Here is a 20,986-nt window from a genome sequence, read left to right as displayed (position 1 = left end):
AATGGAAAAATGACTGCGATAGTTTACATTTGCGCCGCCATTCCGTGCAGGAAGATGGCGCTTTTATACTTGATTTATAACTTCAGCTCCCTGGGGCTAGCTATAATGTCCATAGGGTGTACAGCAATATATACTATGCAAAAAAAGATCAGTTCCGCACTTATCTCCGTTTTTTATAAAGACGGACTTGAGCCCGTTGTAAAAGAGCTTCACAGACTTGGTGTTACCATATACTCTACCGGCGGCACCCAAAAATTTATTGAAGCTATTAACATCCCCTGTGTGCCGGTTGAAAGTCTTACCACTTATCCTTCTATATTGGGAGGGCGAGTAAAAACCCTCCATCCCGTTGTTTTTGGAGGAATTTTAGGCCGCCGCCACGTACCGCAGGATATAGCGGAAATGAAGGAATACAACATTCCTGAAATTGACCTGGTGATCGTTGACCTGTATCCTTTTGAAGAAACGCTGGCAGAGGCAAAGTCGTCTTCCTTTACAGGAAGCGCGGCAGAAGCGGAGAAAATGATCACGGAAAAAATTGATATCGGCGGGCCATCCATGATCCGCGCCGCGGCCAAAAATTGTAAAGACCTGCTGGTGGTGGCGGCTAAAGACGATTATGCGGCCCTGGTAAACCTGCTATCGGATCAAAACGGCGAAACTACTTTTGAGCAGCGCCGCGCGTTTGCCGCCAAAGCTTTTGAAATTGTAATGCATTACGACATTGCCATCAGCAACTATTTCAATCCTTCCGCTGCGGTATTGAATTATGGCGGTAAAGGACAAATATTGCGTTATGGTGAAAACCCTCACCAGCAGGGTGTTTTTTATGGTAACCTGGATGCTGTTTTTGATAAGCTGCACGGTAAGGAGCTTTCCTATAATAACCTCGTGGATGTGGATGCAGCCGTTCAGTTGATCGGTGAGTTTCCTTCTTTTGGAAATGAAGCGGGGCAGGAAGCCGTTTTTGCGATTATCAAACATACCAACGTTTGTGGAATAGCCGCACGGGGTAGTATTAAGGAAGCCTGGGATGCTGCCCTGGCAGGCGACCCGGAGAGCGCGTTTGGCGGCGTGCTGGTATGCAATGGGATAGTAGACAAACCTACCGCCGAAGCGATAAGCGAAATATTTTTTGAAGTGCTAATCGCCGGCGCGTATAGTGCAGATGCCCTAAGTGTTTTACAGGGTAAAAAGAACCGGATATTACTTACGCTGAAAGAAAAACCCGCTGCCACTCACCAGTCTAAAACAATACTGAACGGCGTGCTGATGCAGGAAAATGATAAAGGCAATTACACCGAATGGAAAGAAAGCGGGGGCAGGGAAACCACGGCCGGAGAAAAAGCAGACCTGGGTTTTGCCAATATCGTTTGTAAACATTTAAAATCGAATGCCATTGCCCTGGTAAAAAATAAACAGTTGCTGGGTAAAGGGTGCGGACAAACCAGCCGTATAGACGCCCTGCGCCAGGCAGTGGAGAAAGCAGGGCAGTTCAAGTTTAATTTGAATGGCGCTGTGCTGGCTTCAGATGCTTTTTTTCCTTTTGATGATTGTGTTAAGCTGGGTCATGAAGCGGGCATCACCGCTTTTATACAACCCGGTGGTTCTATACGCGATAAAGATTCCATTGCATATTGCGTGCAAAACAAGCTGGCGATGGTTATTACCGGCTTAAGGCATTTCAGGCATTAACAGGCAGCAGCTTATAGTGTCTGTAGTATAAAGTGGAACAATAACGATTAACTTGTCATTTCATGTTTCACAGTTAAAAAAACAATATGGACACTATCTGTACGGTTTGCCTGCAGCACCTGTTATGAAAAACTATATCTACGATATTTATGGCAGGGCTAAAAGCATCATAGAACCTGTTTACCTGCGCAATCAAAGCGACAGAACCAAAGCGGTGCTGGCAGTGGTAGTGGTTTGCTTTTTCTGGGGAACCACATGGCTGGCATCTAAGAAAGGCGTACAGTATATGCCTGCCCTGCAGCTTGCGGGTATACGGCAGTTCCTTGCGGGATCCTTTTTCCTGGGTTATTTTTTTATAAAAGGGTTTAAGCTGCCCACCCGCGATCAGTTTATTCAGTTTGGATGGATGAGCCTGCTGATGATCGTTATCAATAATGGTTTCAGTACCTGGTCTATGAAATATATCCCCAGCGGGCTGGGTGCGGTAATAGGCGCGGCATCTCCTTTATGGATCGCCATACTAAGCACATTTGTGTTTAAGGAAACGAAGCTTAATGCCATGACGATCATTGGCCTGCTGCTTGGTATAAGCGGCATCCTTATCATTTTTTCAGATTACCTGCAGGATCTTTTTAATACTAATTTTTCTGTGGGCATAGTATTAAATCTTATAGCATCGGTTACCTGGGCCTTTGGTACCATATTTACTGTAAAGAACGCCAAACATGTTAATCCCTACTTTAGCTTAGGCTGGCAAATGTTCCTTGGAGGGATCGTGCTTTTATTGGTAGCCTGGTTCAGCGGGCAGTACACCCCTTTGCATAGTACAGGCGCGGAGGTTTGGTATTCTATTTTATACCTGGTATTTGTGGGCAGCATCATTACGTATTCCGCCTTCGTTTACGCGTTAAAAAGGTTGCCGGCGCAGCAGGTGTCGGTATATGCATATATTAATCCTATTGTGGCTGTAATAGTAGGCGCATTGCTGAACAGTGAAAAATTAACCATCATCATAGCTGCCGGAACCATAGTAACCATACTGGGTATTTACCTGGTAAACACAGGATTTAAAAGAAAGGCGAAGATGGATAATGAATAGACGATCATAAAAAAGCAATATTGCCACAGCGACACAAAGACTCACAAAACATTTTATGCTTTTCTACATAGCAGTCACCAGGACACGAAGACGCAGGACACAACCTGGTGCAACTTAGTGCATTAGTGTCTTAGTGGCACCCTCTTATTACTTATCACTGAAGACACAGGGCGTTTTACTTTGTGATTCTGGCCTTTGTGGCAAAATCACCGATGCTGTATGATTTTTTCACTTTACGTAACATAAACTTAATATAGGGGTTATAAATTGATAATCAGCAGTATATGGCTGATCAGATTTGTTCTGTATAAGTTGTTCATTTTTTTCATTATAATAGGAATATCTTGCCTGCAGTTCAAAAATCCCATATATGCATATCACACATACCATGCTGACAACAGCAAGCCCCGAAAAGATCTGGAAAATATGGACGGATGTAAAGAACTGGAAACAATGGGATGTGATGTTGCGGGAGGCTTTGCTGAAAGGCAGCTTTCAAAAAAATGTTCATGGTGTGCTAATTCCTGAAAAAGGTCCAAAAGCGGGTTTTACCGTTACTTCCTGCGATCCTAATTTTTCTTATACCGTTACCACCAAACTGCCACTGGCCCAAATACACATTCATCGCTTTCTTGGCTATCACAATATGAAAACCACATTTACGCATGAAATATGGGTGGAAGGCCCGTTAAGCTGGATGTGGTGGAAACTGTTTGGCCGCAATGCTTCCAGCGATCTTTCGCAGGCTATGAAAAATGTAAAGCAATTAGCGGAGGCTGAAACGTCCTCACCACTAGCAACAGACCATCCCCTTCTCACTGTTCAGCATTGACCACTCACCCTTACAAATCCCAGTATACTACCTCTTTTAAAAATAATTCATACACTTCCTTCCAGCCATCAAACATCTTATTGCTCCCCAAAAAATTATTGTGCCAGATGCTGATCATGGCGCCATTTACTTTTTTAATGATATCGTGGTAGTATTGTATTTCACTATATGCCTGCGAAGGGGTAAGTTTTTGCTCGTAGTATGCATTGGCATCCATAAAGCAAAAAGGGTATACTAATAATGATGTTTTTTCTTCTCGTGGAAGATCATACCAGTAAAAAGGAGAAGCGATGGAAGCCCGGAAGCCATTAATGGTTCCATAGCCCATTGAAAATTCATTTAAAATGCCATGATCAATTAATTGCCGGTAGGTGCCGGGCAGGGTAAAGCGAATATAATGCTGGCGGCTGTGCACTACTTTCCGGCCAATAATGTCTTCCAGTGTTTGTATTTCCGCTTCCAGCAATTCGTTATTATCACCACTTTGCCAGGATGGGTGTATACCTGTATTGTAGCCCGCTGCATGATACCTGATCAGTTCCCGCATTTCAGCATGCCGCGGATCAACATTCTTGTCGTATTCGCCCGGTGAAGCCGCCACAAGAAAAAAATAATAGGGTTGCAGGTTATATTTTAGATGCAGCGCATAAAGCCATTCGTATACATCAAAAGGGTCTTCTTTCTTTTTGGCGAGTACGGCTATACGTTCTTTCATATCAGCCAGTTCTCCTTTCAGAAGGGAACGCACTAACCCGCCTGCATTTCTTGTAATACCTTTATGCAGGTACGAAAAGGCGATATCAATATCATAGGTGGGTATAAACCTGAATTTCTTTATCGCGAAGACCAGCGTGGTAAATTTAGACTGCAATGATTTTTGGAAATCAACAAGCCAGTAATTGATCAAAGGCTGCTGCAGGAATCCTTCTTTGTATGCTGTGCTTTCGGTATGCGTGAATCGCCCGTATTTATCCGGCTGGTGCGGCAGGTACTCCTCATACCTGCTGAGCAAATAAAAAGAGGCGGCAAAAATATCAAAAGACAGGTCGCCATTGTCTGTGGGGAATAGTATTTTGTATCCGCCGCGTTCTTTGCAGGGAATGTTTTGCGGTGTGATGCCGGTTTCGAATAACAGCGATGCCGGTATTATTTTCAGCTCATCCTGCGCTAAGGTATCGGGGGAATAATTGATCTTAGGCCCTTCATGCTCCCTAAATTCATCGGGCCGGGTGGTGAAGGATACGGCTATACCACTCAGGTTATCCAGCAAAACATCCGCTATATATTGTAGTCTTGGGCTGTTATATGTAGAATAGATCAAAAGCATGCATCCACAAAATAAACAAGTAAAAGAAACCAGCCGAAAAAATTACGAAGTACTTTTTTATGCCACCCCGCATTTAGCGAAGCAGCGTAATTATTTTGGAGGGGTATGCTGCTCTTTCCATATTTCATTAAATGTTTTGGCGGGAAACTGCAATGCGCTTCTGTGTGTTGCCCACCCCTTAAAAAGCTTGCTTACGATCCTGCTTTTTAATTTGCCGTTGCCCATATTCATCATTCCCCGGTGCAGCATGGCCTGCTTCCACCCTTTCCATGCCATCCGTTCTGCAAAGGAAGTATCGTGATGCGCCACCGCTTCATGCCGGTTTTCGAGCAATAGCTCATGCAGGTTGATCTTTACGGCGCATACTTCGGTACAGTTCCCGCAAAGGGAAGAAGCGTAGCTTAAATGCTTCCACTCATTCAATCCTTTTAAATGCGGTGTAATAACACTTCCTATAGGCCCGCTATACGTGGTATTATAACTGTGTCCGCCAATGTTTTTGTATATGGGGCATGCATTGAGGCAGGCGCCGCAGCGAATGCAATACAAGGCTTCACGCGCTTTTGCATTAGCCAGCAGGTTAGTTCTTCCGTTGTCTAACAATATAACATACATTTCTTCCGGCCCGTCTGTTTCGCCGGGTTGCCGGGGTCCGGAAACAATGGTATTGTAAACGGTGATGCGCTGACCTGTGCCATAGGTTGACAGCAGCGGCCAAAAAAGCCCGAGGTCTGAAAAGGAAGGGATTACTTTTTCGATGCCCACAATGGCAATATGTACAGGAGGCCAGGCGCAGCTTAAGCGTGCATTGCCTTCATTTTCCGTAATGGCTATGGCGCCTGTATCGCTAATTAAAAAATTAGCGCCGGTAATACCTATTGCTGCCTGTGTAAACTTTTCCCGTAAAATATTGCGGGCAACCTGTGTCAATTGTTCCGGGTTGAGCCTTGAATCCGTTCCTAATTTTTCAGCAAAAAGCTTAGCGATGTCTTCCTTGCTTTTATGCATGGCAGGGGTAACAATATGATAAGGCGCTTCTTCGTCTAACTGTTGTATATATTCGCCAAGATCCGTTTCTATGCTTTCTATACCGTGTTCCTTCAAAAAAGCGTTCAGGTGAATTTCTTCCGTCACCATGCTTTTGCTTTTTACAATGGTTTTACATGCTTTTGCTTTACAGATCATCAATATTTCATCCAAAGCCTGCTCCGCTGTTTCCGCCCATATTACTTTCCCGCCTCTTGCTGTAAACTGTCTTTCAAATTCCTCCAATTGCTGATCTAAGGTTTCTATAGCTCTCCATTTCACATTCTTTGCTCTTTCCCTCGCTAAGTTCAGGTCATGGAACTGCAACTTACCCGCAGGTACAGCAGCATTATATTTACTGATATTGTGATTGATGGTGCGGCGGTGCTCCAGGTCGGCCGCTTTGATGGTACTTTTAGCAATAAATGTAGACGCCTGTTCAGTCATGTTCGTCGTAATATTGTTTGGCAACCTGGTCAAGAACGCTGTAAAAATCCTCACCAAATCTCCTGATTAGTGCCTCTTTCAGAAAAACATATACCGGCACTTCTAACTTTTTGCCCAACTGGCAGGCAGGATTACACAGCGTTTCCCGCGGCTCATAGTTTACCAGCTCGTATGTTTTTGTTTTTTTTGTTTTAACCGGGTACAAATGGCAGCTTATGGGTTTTTTCCATTGCGTTTTGCCATCTAAATAGGCCTGCTCAATACCGCATTTAATAATCCCCTTATTGTCGTAATGGCCGTATGCGCAAATTTTGCCATTAACGGTGGGGGTTACCCAGCCAAAATCCTTATCGTAATAATACCTGCCTCTTTTTTCAATTTCTGCTAATCCTTCTTTCGTAAGATAGGGCTTCACCGCTTCAAAAATGGCATTGAGCGTTTCCGTTTCTTCGCCCGTTAAAGGTGCGCCGGCATCTCCATCTTCACAACAGCCGCCCTTACACTTCATAAGGTCGCACACAAATTGAGCTTTTACCACCTCATCACTTACCAGTATGTTATCAATTTCTATCACGGGTATTTTTTTGTAAAGATACTGTATTGTGCAGGCGTGGAAACAGGAGAAACAGAGAAATGTGGAAGTGTGGAAAATGTGGTGAATGTGGGAAATTGGAGAAATGTTTATTTTTGAAAGAGAGACTGGTAATTCGAAAGCATAAAAAGAAAAATGCAGGCACACCATTTGAATCATTATTATGTTGTATCAAAAATTCAGCCCCTGCGCACAACTGGCTCCTTTTATTGAAACCTATTATATATGGACTTCCCAAAAAGAACTGGTAAGCAACCTGGTTGTTGAGTCTCCGCCTAATGGCTTTTGCTCCGTCGTATTCAATACCGGGGATGCATATACGCTAAAGAATAAGAAATACGATATGCTTGCTGTTCCCGGTAGTTTTATTGCAGGTCAGGCCATATACAGTTATTCATTGACATTAAGCGGCTGTATAGCTGTTGCAGGAATCGTTTTTAAGCCTGCCGGGCTGGCTTCGTTATTCCATCTGCCGGTATATGAGTTTACGGAAGAAAGGATTGATTTGAAGGAAAAGATCAGCTCCCGGCTGGTAGCGCATATAGAAGAACAATTAAAAATCCTTACCGATGCTTCAGAAAAGGCAAAGCTGATGGAACAGTTTGTTTTGGAATTATGCCACCACAATATTCCGGAGCCCGATGAAATTGATATTGCCGCCAACCGTATTGTTGAGCTGAACGGTATGCTGCATGTAAATGACCTGCTGAAAGATATATTTATGTCACGCAGGAACTTCGAAAGAAAATTTTTTAAAAAAGTAGGGCTTAGTCCCAAATATTATGCGCGTATCCGGCGCTTTTCATTTTTAATGAACAGGATAGCGGGTAAAAAGGAAGCAGACTGGGTACAGCTTTTCAGCGACTGCGCTTATTATGACCAGTCGCATTTTATAAAAGATTTTATAGCATTTACGGGCCGTACTCCGCAGCAATACCTCGAAGCCAATAAAGAGCTGGCTACCATGATTCAAAAGCCGGTAACAAAAGCCCTTCAATAACAAATACTGCTCCCCGAACAATTTTGTCGCAGTTTTACAATGAAACCGGTGCTGGTTGTTATTACTTTTATGCAACAAACAGCGAAAATGAAACAGTTCATCCTCCTATTACTTTTCACCGGTTTTTTATTTCAGTCGTGCAATAATAAAACTACGGAGCAAACATTAGCCGCAAGTTTCGATGAAACTAAAGAAATGGAAAAAATTATGCAGGTAATTGAAGGAGAAACCAGGTCCTTTTATAAACGGGATTATGAAAGCTGGAAAAACTTTTATATTCATACACACTATGCGTTCCAGGCCTGGAATAACGGGGATGGCACTATAGATGCCAAAACAGGATGGGCTGCAGTTGATTCCGGAATCGGCAATTACATCAAAACCTATCCGGTAGAGCCGGGAGGCAGCAGCCATCCGGTGGTGTTGCGCAAAAACATGATCACCAAATTTTATGCAGATACTGTTGCCTATCTGTTGTGGGATCAGTATAACAGCGACCAGGCAGGTAAGCAATTTCAATTTAGCAAGGAACTGAGGTTAATGGAAAAGCAAAACGGGGAATGGAAGATCGTAAATGTTTCGGCCTTCTGGGATTACAGGAATGCTGTGCCGTCCGACAATTTGAAGTAACTATTTTTTAACAAAATAAAATTACAGTTATGCCAGCCGCCATCCGCGAACAACACGCATTAAGCCTTAAAAATGCATGCGTGGCTTTTATGTTCGCTTACCAGCAAAAGAATGTAGATAAAATGCTCAGCCTCTGCCATCCCGAAGGAACAATAGATTTTAAGCCCCTGGGTGATGCCGGAAAAGGTAAGATCCACGAGTTGGGGAAAGGCATCTGGTCTGCCCTGATTGATTGTTTCCCCGATATTGATAATACCTTAGATGCTGCCGTAGCGGAAGACGACAATTCCGTTCGCTGCCAGGTAGTGATACGCGGAACGCAGGAAAAAGATTTTGGCGATATTCCCAATAAAGGGTTGCACTTCGACAGTGATCATATTTTTATTTTCCGTTTAAACCCTGAAAATAAAATAACCGATATCCAGATCAGTTGGGATCATGAGGATCTGAAAAAACAACTGGGTAGCTGAACGTTTGGCAAACCTAATGTAAAAGATTCGGGAGCATTCATGCGCCTGCGATACTTGTTTTCCCTGCATCATAAGGATCATTTTCCTTTTTCCAATCATTCCTTTTGTAAAAAACCTCTTTATACGTATACGTGGTATAGCAGGTGCTGTTATTGCATTGCTGTACTTAAAAGAAATTAAACGCCAGGATAAAAAGGTAATACACGCTATAAACATTTCCATTATTAAAATCACCCAATGGGGTATTGAATTTAAATGGGATGACCCTTAGGTTTGAAATAGATTTTATCTGCTTGCAACCACAAGTAAATTAAAACTGCAAAATTCAGGTAAACTTTCAAAACCGACAGTATGAAAAAAAACTGCTTCTTTAGTTTTATTTTGCTTTTGGCCCTTTTTAATGCAGTTAAAGCGCAATCCACCATCGAAGGATCAATGCGCCGGTGCATTCCTTGTCAGGGGGGCGAAGGCGGGGGTGGTAATAATGGCGGAACTATTACATGCCCTTCCGGCGCAAGCCTTTATGTAAATGCGGACCGGCCAAATGATGAGGGCAATGGAACTACATGGGCTACTGCCAAAAAAACATTACAGGCGGCATTGGATATTGGTAATGCCTGCAATAATATTAAAACCATTTATGTAGCCGCGGGCATTTATAAGGCCAGCGAATCTGTAGCTCCTGAATTTAGAGACGCTACTTTTTTTATAGGAAATAATTATAGCCTTATAGGCGGATATCCTAATAGCGGCGGAGAAAACAGAGTGCGGGATTATATCAATAATCCTGTTATCCTTGACGGGGATATAGCCGATCAGTTTGAGAGCTACCATGTGCTTACTTTGTACGATGTTAGTAACCTGGCTATTGACGGATTTCAGATACGAAACGGCTTTGCTGATGGCACAGGCAGCATTGAGATTGATGATAATGTTAGAATGCGAAGGGATAATGGCGCAGGGGTTTATTTGCTGAATACCGTAAACATAACATTTGAAAATTGCGCAATCTATAATAATGTGGCCAATAGCGGGCAAACCGGAGGCAGTAATGGAGGTGGCATTTATAGCGATAATGCTCAGGTGCGTTTTACAAATTGTGTTATCGCGAATAATATTGTAGCTAATAGCGGAGGAGCCATATACAGCACGCGAAATTCTACAGTACATTTTAATAATAGCACTTTATATAACAACATCGGCATAATTGGAGATAATGTTGCGGATAACCGAAACAGTAATCTTTCATTCACAAATACTATAGTATGGAATGCTGCCGGTGCTCTTCCATTATGGGGCAGTCATGGATCCACAGATATAAAAGGAGTTAACTATTGCATTATTGCCGGCGGATATACCGGCATCGGCAATTTGAGTGTTGACCCGGAATTCAGAAACCCGGCAGATCCTGACGGAGCAGATAATAAATGGTTTACGGGTGATGACGGATTAAATATTTTGTCATGCAGTCAGGCCATAAACAGGGCAGTCAATGCAGGCATCAGTGGCTATGATGAGGATATAACCGGTAAGGAAAGAATTATTAATGAGATAGCAGATATAGGAGCTTATGAATATCAATTTGAAGTAATGCCTGGGTCTGCGGCAATGCTTGCAGAAAACAGAACCGAAACGGATACGTACGTTTATGGAGGTACCACTGCTTTAGTTTCCGGTTGCAAAATAATCGCGTCTGTGTTACCCAACCAGGCTAACCCTCTGTGGGGAAGAGTAAAAGCAATTTCATTTGTCCATACTTCGGTGCCCCAATATAATGATGAATACTACGTTGCGAGGCACTACGATATTTCTCCTCAAAGCGATAACCCTTCTACGGCAACCGCCAAAGTAACACTGTATTTTACGCAGGAAGATTTTGACAATTATAATACAGCGGTCGGTACAAAAAAAGACCACCTTCCTGCCGGTTCCGGCGATGCAGCTAACAAAGCTAAGCTTCGCGTAAACCAATTTCATGGTATTTCATCCGATGGACGGGGATTGCCCGGCTCCTATGATCCCGATGCCGGCTTCAAATTAATTAATCCGGAAGATGAAGATATTGAATGGCATCCCGGAAGAGGGTTGGAACCGGGCTACTGGAGTGTGAGTTTTAACGTTACAGGGTTCAGCGGCTTTTTTATTACTGCCGGAACCAATAGCGCGCTGCCTGTTACTTTCATAAACTTTACCGCAACATTGGTTGATAATGAGGTTAAACTCAACTGGCAAACCTCATCAGAGCAAAACAGCAGTCATTTTGTTGTTCAGCGGAGTGCGAACGGCATTGATTTTGAAAATAGAGTCCGCGTAAATTCGGCAGGCAATAGCAATAGTGTATTGCAATATGGCTGGACGGATGATGTTTCCTCTGTTATGAACAATACTTCCGTATTGTATTACAGACTACAGCAGGCAGACTTAGACGGGAAATACGATTTTAGCAGGATTGAGCAGGTAAAACTAAAAGGAGAGGATGTGGTTCATTCAATAGTAAACCCTGTGCAGAGCAATATTGTATTTTCTATAAGTACGAACAAGGCCGGATTATTATACATCAGAATAATAGACATGCAGGGCAGGATATTGGTACATAATCGAAAGCAATCGTTTAAAGGAAACAATACCATTAGTTTACCCGCTCACAACTTGGCCAAAGGCATTTATCTGATAGAGGTTATGAAAGAAAATAGCCGGATAGTAAAAAAGCTGATAAAAGAGTAATACTGCATAAAATCAGATAAGCCTGCGAGGCAATTGTATAACTAATACAAAATTGCTGATATCCTATTCTTATCACCTATGAGCAGCCTTCCATGAAGGACATGTAATAACTACTAAAGTATTAACGGGCCGGTAAACAAATATTATGAACACTGCAACTGCTACTTTTATTAATAATCTGCCGGTCACTCCTGTTTCCCAGGCAAATCGTATTCCATCCGTTGATGTGCTGCGTGGTATTGCTTTGCTGGGAATATTGCTGATGAATATCACGGAATTTTCCATGCCGCAACGCTATTCCGAAGCTTTTCGCACCGATCCGAGCAATGTAAACTTCTGGGTAAGGGCCGTAATGCTTGTTTTTTTTGAAGGTAAAATGCGTGCCATGTTTTCTATGATCTTCGGCGCGGGTATTCTTTTATTCATCGCAAATAAAAAAGCACGTGAAAGCGTTATCACATTTTTATTTTACAGGCGGATGGGCTGGCTGATATTATTTGGGCTGGTTGATGCTCATCTGCTGCTCTGGGAAGGCGATATTTTATATTTCTACGGCGTAATTGGAATGATCGCTTTCCTGTTCAGAAAAATGAAGCCCCAATACCTGATTATAGCATTACCGTTGGTTGCCATTGTTGAGTTTGTAACTCAAACCATGTTTTATCAGGACATCCGGCAAAAGAGATTGGATTATGTACAGGTTAAACAATCTATTGGTTTACAACAACCGGATGAATCACAAAAAAAGGTTTTGGCGGAATGGCGGGAAATGGAGTTGAGCTTTATTCCCAACGACCAGGATATTATTGAGAATACCAGTAAAATGAAATCGGGCTACAGCACTGTGGCAAAAAAAGTCCGGAAAGCTTCCTTGGAGTTTCAAACCAAATACCTCATTTATGGGATATGGGATCCCCTGGCTTTAATGTTGCTGGGCATGGCCTTGTACAAATGGGGTTTCTTTACCGGCAAATGGACAAGAAGAAAATATAAATGGACGGCTTTGCTGGGCTATGGCGCAGGATTGCCTTTAGTGCTATACGATTTTTACTATGGGTATACTTATTTCCCTAACCTCGCGGCAGTTTTTGTCCATATGGAAAAGCACGTTATTGCCTGGATAAACCTTATTTACCCTGTTCAGCGAATACTACTGGTTTTAGCCCATACTTCATTAATCTTATTAATTTTTCAATCCGGTATACTACAGTCTCAGTTCCGCAGGCTGGCAGCAGTGGGGCAAATGGCATTAACCAACTATGTAATGCAAACCGTCATTTGCACACTTTTCTTTTTTGGTTATGGGCTCAACTATTTTGGCAGGCTGGAGTATTACCAGGTATTTTATATCGTGTGCTTCATCTGGTTATTACAGTTCTTTTTAAGCCCGTTATGGCTGCGCTATTTCAGGTTCGGTCCCTTAGAGTGGCTTTGGCGAAGCCTTACCTACCACCAGGTACAGCCTATGCGCAAAAAAATGCAAAAGCTTTAACCAAAGGGGGAAAAATATTTTATGCCGTTGGTACAACGCGGCTAAACGACTTTACCGATTTTTTTCAATTAAAGGAAAAGAAAAATCTGCAAGCCGCAGCCAGGGGATACATTAAAACAGAAGGCGCCTATCACGCAACAGTCTTTACAATGAACGAATGGAAACCCTTTTTTCAAAAAGGCATTATTAGTTCGCTTGGAAAAGTATCAACCAAAGAAGTAGTTGTAAATAAGAAAAGCCGAAAGGTTTTTTATATTGACAAAGGAGCCGTAAAAGTACTGTAGTTTCAACTTTAGGGATGACAGTGAAGCGTTGATTTGCCTGCCAGGCACCTGCCTCACGGGTCTGTTGTTGTGTTTCGTAAAATGCGCGAATCACGGAGAAAATGAAAAAATAATAATAAGTAGCAGGGCTTAATACTTGTAACGAGAAGGGAGTTTCGTTGGCAAACCATAAACCATAAACGCTCCCCTATTTCCATTCCAGCGTATTGATCATATGCATCATATCCTGCTGTAAAAAATCGTATACAATGTGTAGAGAATCTTCATTGGGGGTAGCGTTAAAATACAAAGCGCCGCGAAGGAAATGTTTAACGGTATCGGTTGCAAAAAACTGCCTGCCGGTTGCCGCATTGCCGCCTACGGTAAAAAAAATGCCGCCAATGCCATGAGGCGTTACAAATGCCGAATCTTGAATGGAAGAGGCTTTTACGGTATGCTTGAACGTAATTTTATAGGCGTCTTCGCGGAGGTTTTCAAACGTGTTTAAGGAAGAAGAATCTTTATATCCGTGATCGGTTTTTACGCGGTATGATGATCTTCCCCCGATCGTTTTATAGCTCAGGTATATCCGCGCGTTAAAAGAAGGAATGTCAATATTGATCCAGTAAGGATTGTCGGGGTTTTCATCAAAAAGAGCGCTGTCTTTAGTAACCGTGCTGTATACCGGGTACTCAAAGCTATACGGATAACCAGGCTGGTTGAACAACTGGTACTGATGCTGCGGAAAGTTGATGGCAAAATATCCTTTGGGCCGGGGCGTGTAATTGCTGTTACAGGAAAATAGTATCGTGGTAAACAAGAACAAAAAGGAGAGGGGAAGGCCTGTTTTTTTAATCATCTTACAATTACTTTAATGCCTATGTTACTGAGCGGTTAACAGCCTGATGGTTACTTTTACTTTTTTAATCCTGTTTTTGTCAATTTCGATAACCGTAAATTCAAAATCGCCGATCGGGATCACCTGTCCTTCCTGCGGTATTTCACCGGCCAGCTCCAGTACCAGTCCGGCAATGGATTCGCTTTCCCCTCTTACCTGGTCAAAGGTATCTGCATTTAAGCCCATGGCCTTACATGCGTCTGTTATCATTATGCGTCCTTCAAAAATATACGTATGGTCGTCTATCTTTTTATTCACACTTTCTTCGTCATCGAACTCATCGCGGATATCGCCAATAATTTCCTCCATGATATCTTCCATGGTCACAATGCCTTCTGTTCCGCCAAATTCATCCACCACAACGGCAAAATGCGTATTCTTTTTTTGCAGCTCGCGTAAAAGATCTTTGATCAGGTTTTGTTCGGGAACAAAATAGGGCTGCCGGATCAACTTGCGCCAGTCGAAATCATCCGTTTCATTTATAAAAGGCAATAGATCTTTGCTGTGTATAATGCCTACTACATCATCGAGGTTGTTTTTATATACCGGCAGCCGGGAATAATGCAGCTCTTCTATTTTGCGCATCAGTTCCCTGAAACCCGTATCGTAATCAATAGCGCTCACGTCAAGCCGGGTACGCATAATTTGCTTAACCGTAACCTGCCCGAACCGCGCTATTCCACGGAGAATGTTTTTTTCCTCTTCCGTGGTATTTTCTGTGGCGTTCATTTCTATTGCCTGGTCAATATCTTCGGGATTGTATACATGGTGATGTTTTATCCCGCCGAAGCTTCTTTCAATACCATCGGTAAATTTTACAAACCACCTGCTCATGCTGCTGAAAAAGCTGTAGAGCACTTCAATGAGCAGGGAAGCGCTGTAAGCAAACCTGATATTATTTTGCGTAGCCGACACTTTGGGCAGGATTTCCCCGAAAAGCACCAATAAAAAAACAATAACAATTAATTTGATAATGAAATTCAGAAAAGCATTGGGCTGCTGCAGCAATTCATCCATTAATACATTAGATACGATAATGGTGCCTATGTTTACGAAAGTGTTGGCTATTTGCAGTGTGGCAAGCAGCCTTTTGGGCTGATCCAGCAGGGTGATAATTCTGCGGGCTGACGGGTGCTGCTTTGTTTTGAGCATATTAATATCCCTGTAGGTAAGGGAAAATAAAGCCACTTCTGCCCCGGATACAAAAAAAGATACAATGAGTAATGACAGCAGCAGTATAATTAAAATGGTAATGCTTTGCGGATTAACAGCCAGTAGCACGGGCTCAAGCTTAAGCAGACTGTTATATAAAACCGATAGGTGATCCAAGCCGGGTATTTTTTGTGAGTAATGCGGTGTAATCATAAAGGCAGGTCAATGGCCTGCCTGTTTTATTAACGTACAAAAATAAGTATTCGTGTAAGATCTTAAAAAGCCATATTTTCAGAGGAAGAATCGCTTACAGGAGGTACATCACTATTGAATCCCTCCGGGTGATCGCCGGAATGGTTAACGCCATGCGGTCCATCCGCTCTTTTATCCAGCATAATCAGGTTATCCCCTACTACTTCGGTAGCAAATTTACGGTTGCCCTCCTTGTCTTCCCAACTCCGTGTACGCAATCTTCCCTCAATATACACCAAGCTGCCTTTGTGAAGATATTTTTGTGCCAGTTCCGCTAACCCGCGCCACAGCACTACGGTATGCCACTCTGTTTGGCTTATTAATTTTCCGGTGCGGTCTTTAAAAGTTTCTGTTGTTGCCAATGGAAATTTTGCTACGGCAATATTCCCCTCTAAGAACTGAATGTCAGGATCCTTACCCAGGTTACCAATTAACATAACTCTGTTTACTCCTCGCATAAAACTTGTTTTAGATTCGTTCAAATGAACTTCATTCATCAATGCTGACTTAAATTTACATTTTTTTCCTGCAAATAAGTAATCATAAATTTTGGAAAAGGGTAGTTGCCGAGCTCGCGATGTGTTACGCCTGTAAAATCGGCTCCCAGATCAGGGGCTTTATTTACGCTGATTTCAATAAATTGTCCGCGCACCGTTTGATGGGTAAGCTGCTGGGTATATATTCTTGAAATCTTTGTAACCCTTGCTTCGTTCCGGCTGAGTAATTGCTTTACAGGCGGGAGCAGCAGCCAGTTCTTTTTGGTGATGGCGCTGTCTTTTTCCACCAGTAAAAATTCGTGCAAATTTTGCCAAATGTCTTTGGCGGTTCTTTTGCGGATATATACCCTGCTTTTGTATGTAATAATAAAATAATACAGCCAGCGGTTTTTTTTAACGATTTTCTTTTCTTTTACAGGAAGCTGGGCCACCAGTCCAAGTTGGTATGCCCTGCAGTTGGTTTGCATGATACATTCACGGCAGTCGGGCGATTTGGGCTTACAAACCACAGCGCCAAAATCCATGATTGCCTGGTTATAGAGTCCGGGTTGCTTTTTATCCAGCAATTCAAAAGCCAGCTTGTTCAGCAATGTCTTTCCTTTTGCCGAATCTGCAGGAGTTTTAATTCCGCCTATCCTGGCCAGTACCCGCAGCACATTGCCATCTACCACGGCATAAGGAAGATTAAAGGCAAAGGAAGCAATGGCCGCTGCTGTGTAAGGACCTATCCCGGGCAGCTCCAGTATTTTTTCATACATGGCGGGAAAACGGCCGCCGTAATCTTTATCAATGATCCTGGCCGCAGCGATGAGGTTTTTGCATCTGGAATAATAGCCCAGTCCTTCCCATAGTTTAAAAATTGTTGTTTCCGGGGCATGGGCCAGTTGCTGTACAGTTGGAAATTTTTTTATAAACTTCAGGTAGTAATTCCACCCCTGTTCTACCCTGGTTTGCTGAAGAATGATTTCGCTTAACCATATTTTATAAGGGTCTTTTTCGCCTTTCCAGGGCATCGCTCTCCGGTTGTACTTTTTGTTCCACAACAACAGCTTTTTAGTGAAAAATAACTTCATTATAAGGGTAATTAACTGTTATTCAAGCTTATGCCGGTCTTTTTGTTTATATAATATACAATTTTCTGATATTCTGTGCGTTCAGTAGTAATCAGATGCATTATGCCAAAAAATCAATGTGTTTTTTGCAGGTACACAACACGATAAAAAAAATATTTATAACAATAACTTGCAGGAAATATATTATTTGTGTTATTTTATCATTGAATTTCATTTACTTATAAAAATACAATACCATGCGAAAAGCCGATCTCATTAACAATATCTCTGAAAAAACCGGAATTCCAAAAGTAGATGTTTTAGTTACACTGGAAACTTTGTTTAAAGAGGTTAAAGAAAATCTTTCCAAAGGAGAAAATATTTATATCCGCGGTTTTGGAAGCTTTATAACCAAGAAGAGAGCCGCTAAAATAGGACGTAATATTAAGAAAAACATAGCAGTACATATACCTGAACATTATATACCTGCATTTAAGCCCGCTAAAGAATTTGTTCACGAAGTAAAGAAACTGCAATCGGCTAAACCGGTTGAGGAGAATTTTGATGATGAGACGGAAGATAGCATTTAACTTCGCTCCAAATTCAAGATGAGTGAAAAAACAACAATGGATAGTTGTGGCATCGGGGCTCGTGCTTTTATTGAGCCTTTATTTTTTGGGGAGAACCAAGCCACATGCTTCAAAAACCCCGGCGGCGCAGGCAGCGGCCGACCATAAAGAAGAACAATTAGAATCCGCTTCTATACTTGAAACTGCCAAATCAAGGCTTTCGCCCGAACGGCAGGCCTGGCTTACTGCAAAAGAAAATTCTGTTGTAAGAGGAGATGTAGCCGGCCAGAAAATAAAATTATACGATGAACTGGCTGCTTTTTGGAAGGATTCTGCCCATGTTTTTGAGCCTTTCATGTATTATCTCGGCGAAAAGTCCAAATTGGAAAATTCTGAAAAAAGCCTCACCTTTGCAGCCCATTTATATTTAAAGCAGCTTAAAGGTGTAGACCAGCATGCTTTGCAGGTATGGATGGCCAACCAGGCTGCTGACCTGTTTAAACAGGCACTAACGTTGAATCCGGAGAATGATTCCAGCAAAATCGGATTAGGAAGCAGTTATATTTTTGGTGCATCCGGTGCTTCAAGCCCAATGGAAGGCATTCAGAAATTACTGGAGGTGGTGCGTAAAGACTCCACCAATATGTATGCACAGTTTATGCTGGGGTATGGTGGAATAATGACGGGTCAGTATGATAAGGCTATAGAAAGACTGAACCTGGTAGTACAGGCTGAACCTGATAACACGGAAGCGGTTTTTTTATTAGCCGAAGCGTATGAGCGCCATGGTGAAAATGCCAAAGCTGCACAGTGGTATGAAACAGGTAAAAAATTTGTGCAGAACCCGGAAGCGCTTAAAGAAATTGATAAGAGAATTAAAGAATTGCAGCATTAAAATATTGAATTAATAATAATCACCTAACAAAAAACTATTTGGTTTATGCCTTGTGGTAAAAAAAGAAAACGTCATAAAATTGCTACCCATAAACGTAAAAAGCGCCTGAGAAAAAACCGTCATAAGAAGAAGAACAAATAACTACTGCTGTTTTTCAATGCCGGATAACCTGCACTGAATGATGTGTTAATGTGAAGCTGAGGGGCCGGGCTGCTTGTATCCGCAGTTGCATATAAATGTAAAACCTGTATATGCAAACAGACTGCCCAATGGTTTTCTCCTGTTTGTTTGACGGTTCATTAAATGGCTTTTTTACTTGAACAAAGAATTAATTATTAATGCGGCTCCTGTAGGCGTAGAAATTGCCCTGCTGGAAGACAAAAAACTGGTAGAACTGCACCACGAAAAAGCAGACGCCAGTTTTGCGGTGGGAGATCTGTACCTTGGAAAAGTAAAAAAACTTATCCCGGGACTCAATGCCGCTTTTGTAGACGTAGGCTTCGAAAAAGATGCCTTCCTGCATTATACGGATCTTAGTCCGTATGCCCGTTCTTTGCTCAAGTTCACCCACCAGGCGATGAACGATAATCCACAGGCTGAGTTTGATTTTTCACAGTTCCAGACGGAAACGGAGATTGTTAAAACCGGTAAGATCAATGAAGTATTAGGCCAAAAACCTAATATACTGGTTCAAATATTAAAAGAACCCATTGCGGCTAAAGGCCCCAGGCTGAGCTGTGAAATTTCACTGCCCGGCCGGTTCGTGGTAGTTACTCCCTTTAATGATATTATCGCGGTTTCGCGTAAAATACATTCTTCGGAAGAAAGAAAACGGCTCCATAAAATTGTGGAATCCATCAAGCCTAAAAATTTTGGTGTAATTGTAAGAACCGCTGCTGAAGGCAAGAACACAGCGGAACTGCATGAAGACCTGATTATGCTGGTGCAGAGCTGGAAAAACCTCCAGCATAACCTTAAAGGTGCAACAGCCCCCTGCAAAATATTAAGCGAACAAACCAAAACCACCAGTATGCTGAGGGATCTTCTGAATGAAGATTTTAACCGCATTGTGGTGAATGATAAGAATATTTACAACGATACCCGTAATTATATTCAAAAGATAGCTCCCGAGAAAAAAGAGATTGTTTCTTTATACCATAATGGTACGCCCATTTTTGATCAGTATGGCGTTACCAAGCAGGTAAAGGCTTCTTTTGGTAAAACGGTAAACCTCCCCAGCGGCGCTTACCTGATCATTGAGCATACGGAGGCCCTGCACGTTATTGATGTAAACAGCGGCTATAAAAGCGTTAGCAATAACCAGGAAATGAACGCGCTGGAAACCAACTTAGAAGCCGCAGCCGAAATTGCACGGCAGCTACGGCTTCGCGATATAGGCGGCATTATTGTGGTGGATTTTATTGATATGAAGCTGCCCGACAATAAACGCAGGCTTATTGAGGCAATGGAAGATTGTATGCGGGCCGACAGGGCAAAGCATGCGGTGCTTCCTATTTCAAAATTCGGACTGATGCAGATCACCCGGCAGCGCATGAAGCCGGAGATGAATATCAATACTCAGGAAGTTTGTCCTACCTGTAACGGCACCGGCAAAATATCCTCCACACTGGTACTGGAAGATGAGATTGAGAAGAACCTGAGTTATTTAGTAATGCAAAAACATACCGGGCTCACTATTGTTGTGCACCCGATCATCTACGCCTATCTTACCAAAGGCTGGCTTTTTTCCATCCGCAGAAAGTGGAGCTGGAAATACAAGCAAAAAATGAAGCTAAAGACCAACAACAATTACTACCTCACCGAGTTCCACTTTTTTGACAGTAATGAAGAAGAGATAAAGTTGTAGGATTTCCCCCCGACTACTTATTGCAACATTAGCGCGACAACTGGCAGAAACCTATGGCAAAGGATTTGAAGAAAACATCCGCAGGATGATGCAGTTTGCCGAAGTTTTCCCCGATGAGCAAATTGTCGCATCAGCGATGCGACAATTAAGCTGGACTTACTTCACCTTGTTAATACCGCTAAAACAGCCGCTATTCTGATGATTTTT

The 20,986-nt window shown here is 42.5% G+C and carries 20 protein-coding genes; 13 read left to right on the top strand and 7 right to left on the bottom strand.

Annotation, left to right across the window (positions count from 1 at the left end):
• Positions 1-135: 135 nt before the first annotated feature.
• From purH to PLE34_RS16275, 3 genes are all read left to right on the top strand, one after another.
• Positions 136-1,695 carry a bifunctional phosphoribosylaminoimidazolecarboxamide formyltransferase/IMP cyclohydrolase gene (gene purH, locus PLE34_RS16285; RefSeq protein ID WP_324558662.1) on the top strand — a complete coding sequence of 520 codons (1,560 nt, stop codon included), beginning with the start codon at positions 136-138 and terminating at the stop codon, positions 1,693-1,695.
• 124 nt (positions 1,696-1,819) lie between these two features.
• Positions 1,820-2,794, top strand: a complete 975-nt coding sequence (locus PLE34_RS16280) for a DMT family transporter (protein WP_324558660.1) — start codon at positions 1,820-1,822, stop codon at positions 2,792-2,794.
• A gap of 370 nt (positions 2,795-3,164) precedes the next feature.
• On the top strand, positions 3,165-3,626 hold the full coding sequence (locus tag PLE34_RS16275) for an SRPBCC family protein (RefSeq protein ID WP_324558658.1): 462 nt from the start codon (positions 3,165-3,167) through the stop codon (positions 3,624-3,626).
• 10 nt (positions 3,627-3,636) lie between these two features.
• Here the strand turns inward: PLE34_RS16275 and PLE34_RS16270 are convergent, their stop codons facing one another.
• The 3 genes from PLE34_RS16270 to PLE34_RS16260 form a co-directional block, all read right to left on the bottom strand.
• Positions 3,637-4,953 (bottom strand): polysaccharide deacetylase family protein, encoded by a 1,317-nt coding sequence (locus PLE34_RS16270; RefSeq protein ID WP_324558656.1) that lies wholly within the window; start codon positions 4,951-4,953, stop codon positions 3,637-3,639.
• 90 nt (positions 4,954-5,043) lie between these two features.
• Complete coding sequence (locus tag PLE34_RS16265; protein ID WP_324558654.1) at positions 5,044-6,426, bottom strand: LutB/LldF family L-lactate oxidation iron-sulfur protein; 1,383 nt, start codon at positions 6,424-6,426, stop codon at positions 5,044-5,046.
• The gene (locus tag PLE34_RS16260) at positions 6,419-7,000 is read right to left on the bottom strand and encodes a DUF3109 family protein (protein ID WP_324558653.1); all 582 of its coding nucleotides are present in this window, start codon (positions 6,998-7,000) and stop codon (positions 6,419-6,421) included. The genes PLE34_RS16265 and PLE34_RS16260 overlap by 8 nt, the downstream gene beginning before the upstream one ends.
• A gap of 181 nt (positions 7,001-7,181) precedes the next feature.
• On the opposite strand from PLE34_RS16260, the gene PLE34_RS16255 reads away from it, so the two are divergent.
• From PLE34_RS16255 to PLE34_RS16230, 6 genes are all read left to right on the top strand, one after another.
• A complete protein-coding gene (locus PLE34_RS16255) occupies positions 7,182-8,018 on the top strand; it encodes a DUF6597 domain-containing transcriptional factor (RefSeq protein ID WP_324558651.1) in 837 nt (278 codons plus the stop codon).
• A gap of 87 nt (positions 8,019-8,105) precedes the next feature.
• Positions 8,106-8,648, top strand: a complete 543-nt coding sequence (locus PLE34_RS16250; RefSeq protein ID WP_324558649.1) for a hypothetical protein — start codon at positions 8,106-8,108, stop codon at positions 8,646-8,648.
• Between the two features lie 29 nt (positions 8,649-8,677).
• Positions 8,678-9,118, top strand: a complete 441-nt coding sequence (locus PLE34_RS16245) for a nuclear transport factor 2 family protein (RefSeq protein ID WP_324558648.1) — start codon at positions 8,678-8,680, stop codon at positions 9,116-9,118.
• A gap of 351 nt (positions 9,119-9,469) precedes the next feature.
• On the top strand, positions 9,470-11,842 hold the full coding sequence (locus PLE34_RS16240) for a T9SS type A sorting domain-containing protein (RefSeq protein WP_324558646.1): 2,373 nt from the start codon (positions 9,470-9,472) through the stop codon (positions 11,840-11,842).
• Positions 11,843-11,987: 145 nt separating this feature from the next.
• Positions 11,988-13,334, top strand: coding sequence for a DUF418 domain-containing protein (locus tag PLE34_RS16235; RefSeq protein WP_324558645.1), 1,347 nt, complete (start codon positions 11,988-11,990; stop codon positions 13,332-13,334).
• Positions 13,274-13,618 (top strand): hypothetical protein, encoded by a 345-nt coding sequence (locus PLE34_RS16230; protein ID WP_324558664.1) that lies wholly within the window; start codon positions 13,274-13,276, stop codon positions 13,616-13,618. The genes PLE34_RS16235 and PLE34_RS16230 overlap by 61 nt, the downstream gene beginning before the upstream one ends.
• A gap of 187 nt (positions 13,619-13,805) precedes the next feature.
• Here the strand turns inward: PLE34_RS16230 and gldD are convergent, their stop codons facing one another.
• The 4 genes from gldD to mutY form a co-directional block, all read right to left on the bottom strand.
• Positions 13,806-14,456, bottom strand: coding sequence for a gliding motility lipoprotein GldD (gene gldD / locus PLE34_RS16225; RefSeq protein ID WP_324558644.1), 651 nt, complete (start codon positions 14,454-14,456; stop codon positions 13,806-13,808).
• Positions 14,457-14,480: 24 nt separating this feature from the next.
• Positions 14,481-15,824: a gliding motility-associated protein GldE gene (gldE, locus tag PLE34_RS16220; protein ID WP_324558643.1), complete on the bottom strand. Its 1,344-nt coding sequence runs from the start codon at positions 15,822-15,824 to the stop codon at positions 14,481-14,483.
• A 98-nt stretch (positions 15,825-15,922) separates the two neighbouring features.
• A complete protein-coding gene (locus tag PLE34_RS16215; protein WP_324558642.1) occupies positions 15,923-16,357 on the bottom strand; it encodes a single-stranded DNA-binding protein in 435 nt (144 codons plus the stop codon).
• A 38-nt stretch (positions 16,358-16,395) separates the two neighbouring features.
• The gene (gene mutY, locus PLE34_RS16210; protein WP_324558641.1) at positions 16,396-17,469 is read right to left on the bottom strand and encodes an A/G-specific adenine glycosylase; all 1,074 of its coding nucleotides are present in this window, start codon (positions 17,467-17,469) and stop codon (positions 16,396-16,398) included.
• A 236-nt stretch (positions 17,470-17,705) separates the two neighbouring features.
• Between mutY and PLE34_RS16205 the strand changes: the two genes are divergently transcribed.
• The 4 genes from PLE34_RS16205 to PLE34_RS21795 all read left to right on the top strand — a co-directional run bounded on the left by PLE34_RS16205 (position 17,706) and on the right by PLE34_RS21795 (position 20,978).
• Positions 17,706-18,038, top strand: a complete 333-nt coding sequence (locus PLE34_RS16205; protein WP_324558639.1) for an HU family DNA-binding protein — start codon at positions 17,706-17,708, stop codon at positions 18,036-18,038.
• Positions 18,039-18,060: 22 nt separating this feature from the next.
• Entirely contained in the window at positions 18,061-18,912 is an 852-nt protein-coding gene (locus PLE34_RS16200; protein ID WP_324558637.1) for a tetratricopeptide repeat protein, read from the top strand.
• 316 nt (positions 18,913-19,228) lie between these two features.
• A complete protein-coding gene (locus tag PLE34_RS16195; protein WP_324558636.1) occupies positions 19,229-20,779 on the top strand; it encodes an Rne/Rng family ribonuclease in 1,551 nt (516 codons plus the stop codon).
• A 1-nt stretch (position 20,780) separates the two neighbouring features.
• Positions 20,781-20,978, top strand: a complete 198-nt coding sequence (locus PLE34_RS21795) for a DUF1016 N-terminal domain-containing protein (RefSeq protein ID WP_349770551.1) — start codon at positions 20,781-20,783, stop codon at positions 20,976-20,978.
• Positions 20,979-20,986: the final 8 nt, after the last annotated feature.

Origin of the sequence: Agriterribacter sp. (genome assembly GCF_035445465.1) — a bacterium.
Classification (GTDB): domain Bacteria; phylum Bacteroidota; class Bacteroidia; order Chitinophagales; family Chitinophagaceae; genus Agriterribacter.
The sequence above is the reverse complement of the archived record's forward strand: the minus strand, read 5'-3'. Positions and strand labels throughout refer to the sequence as shown.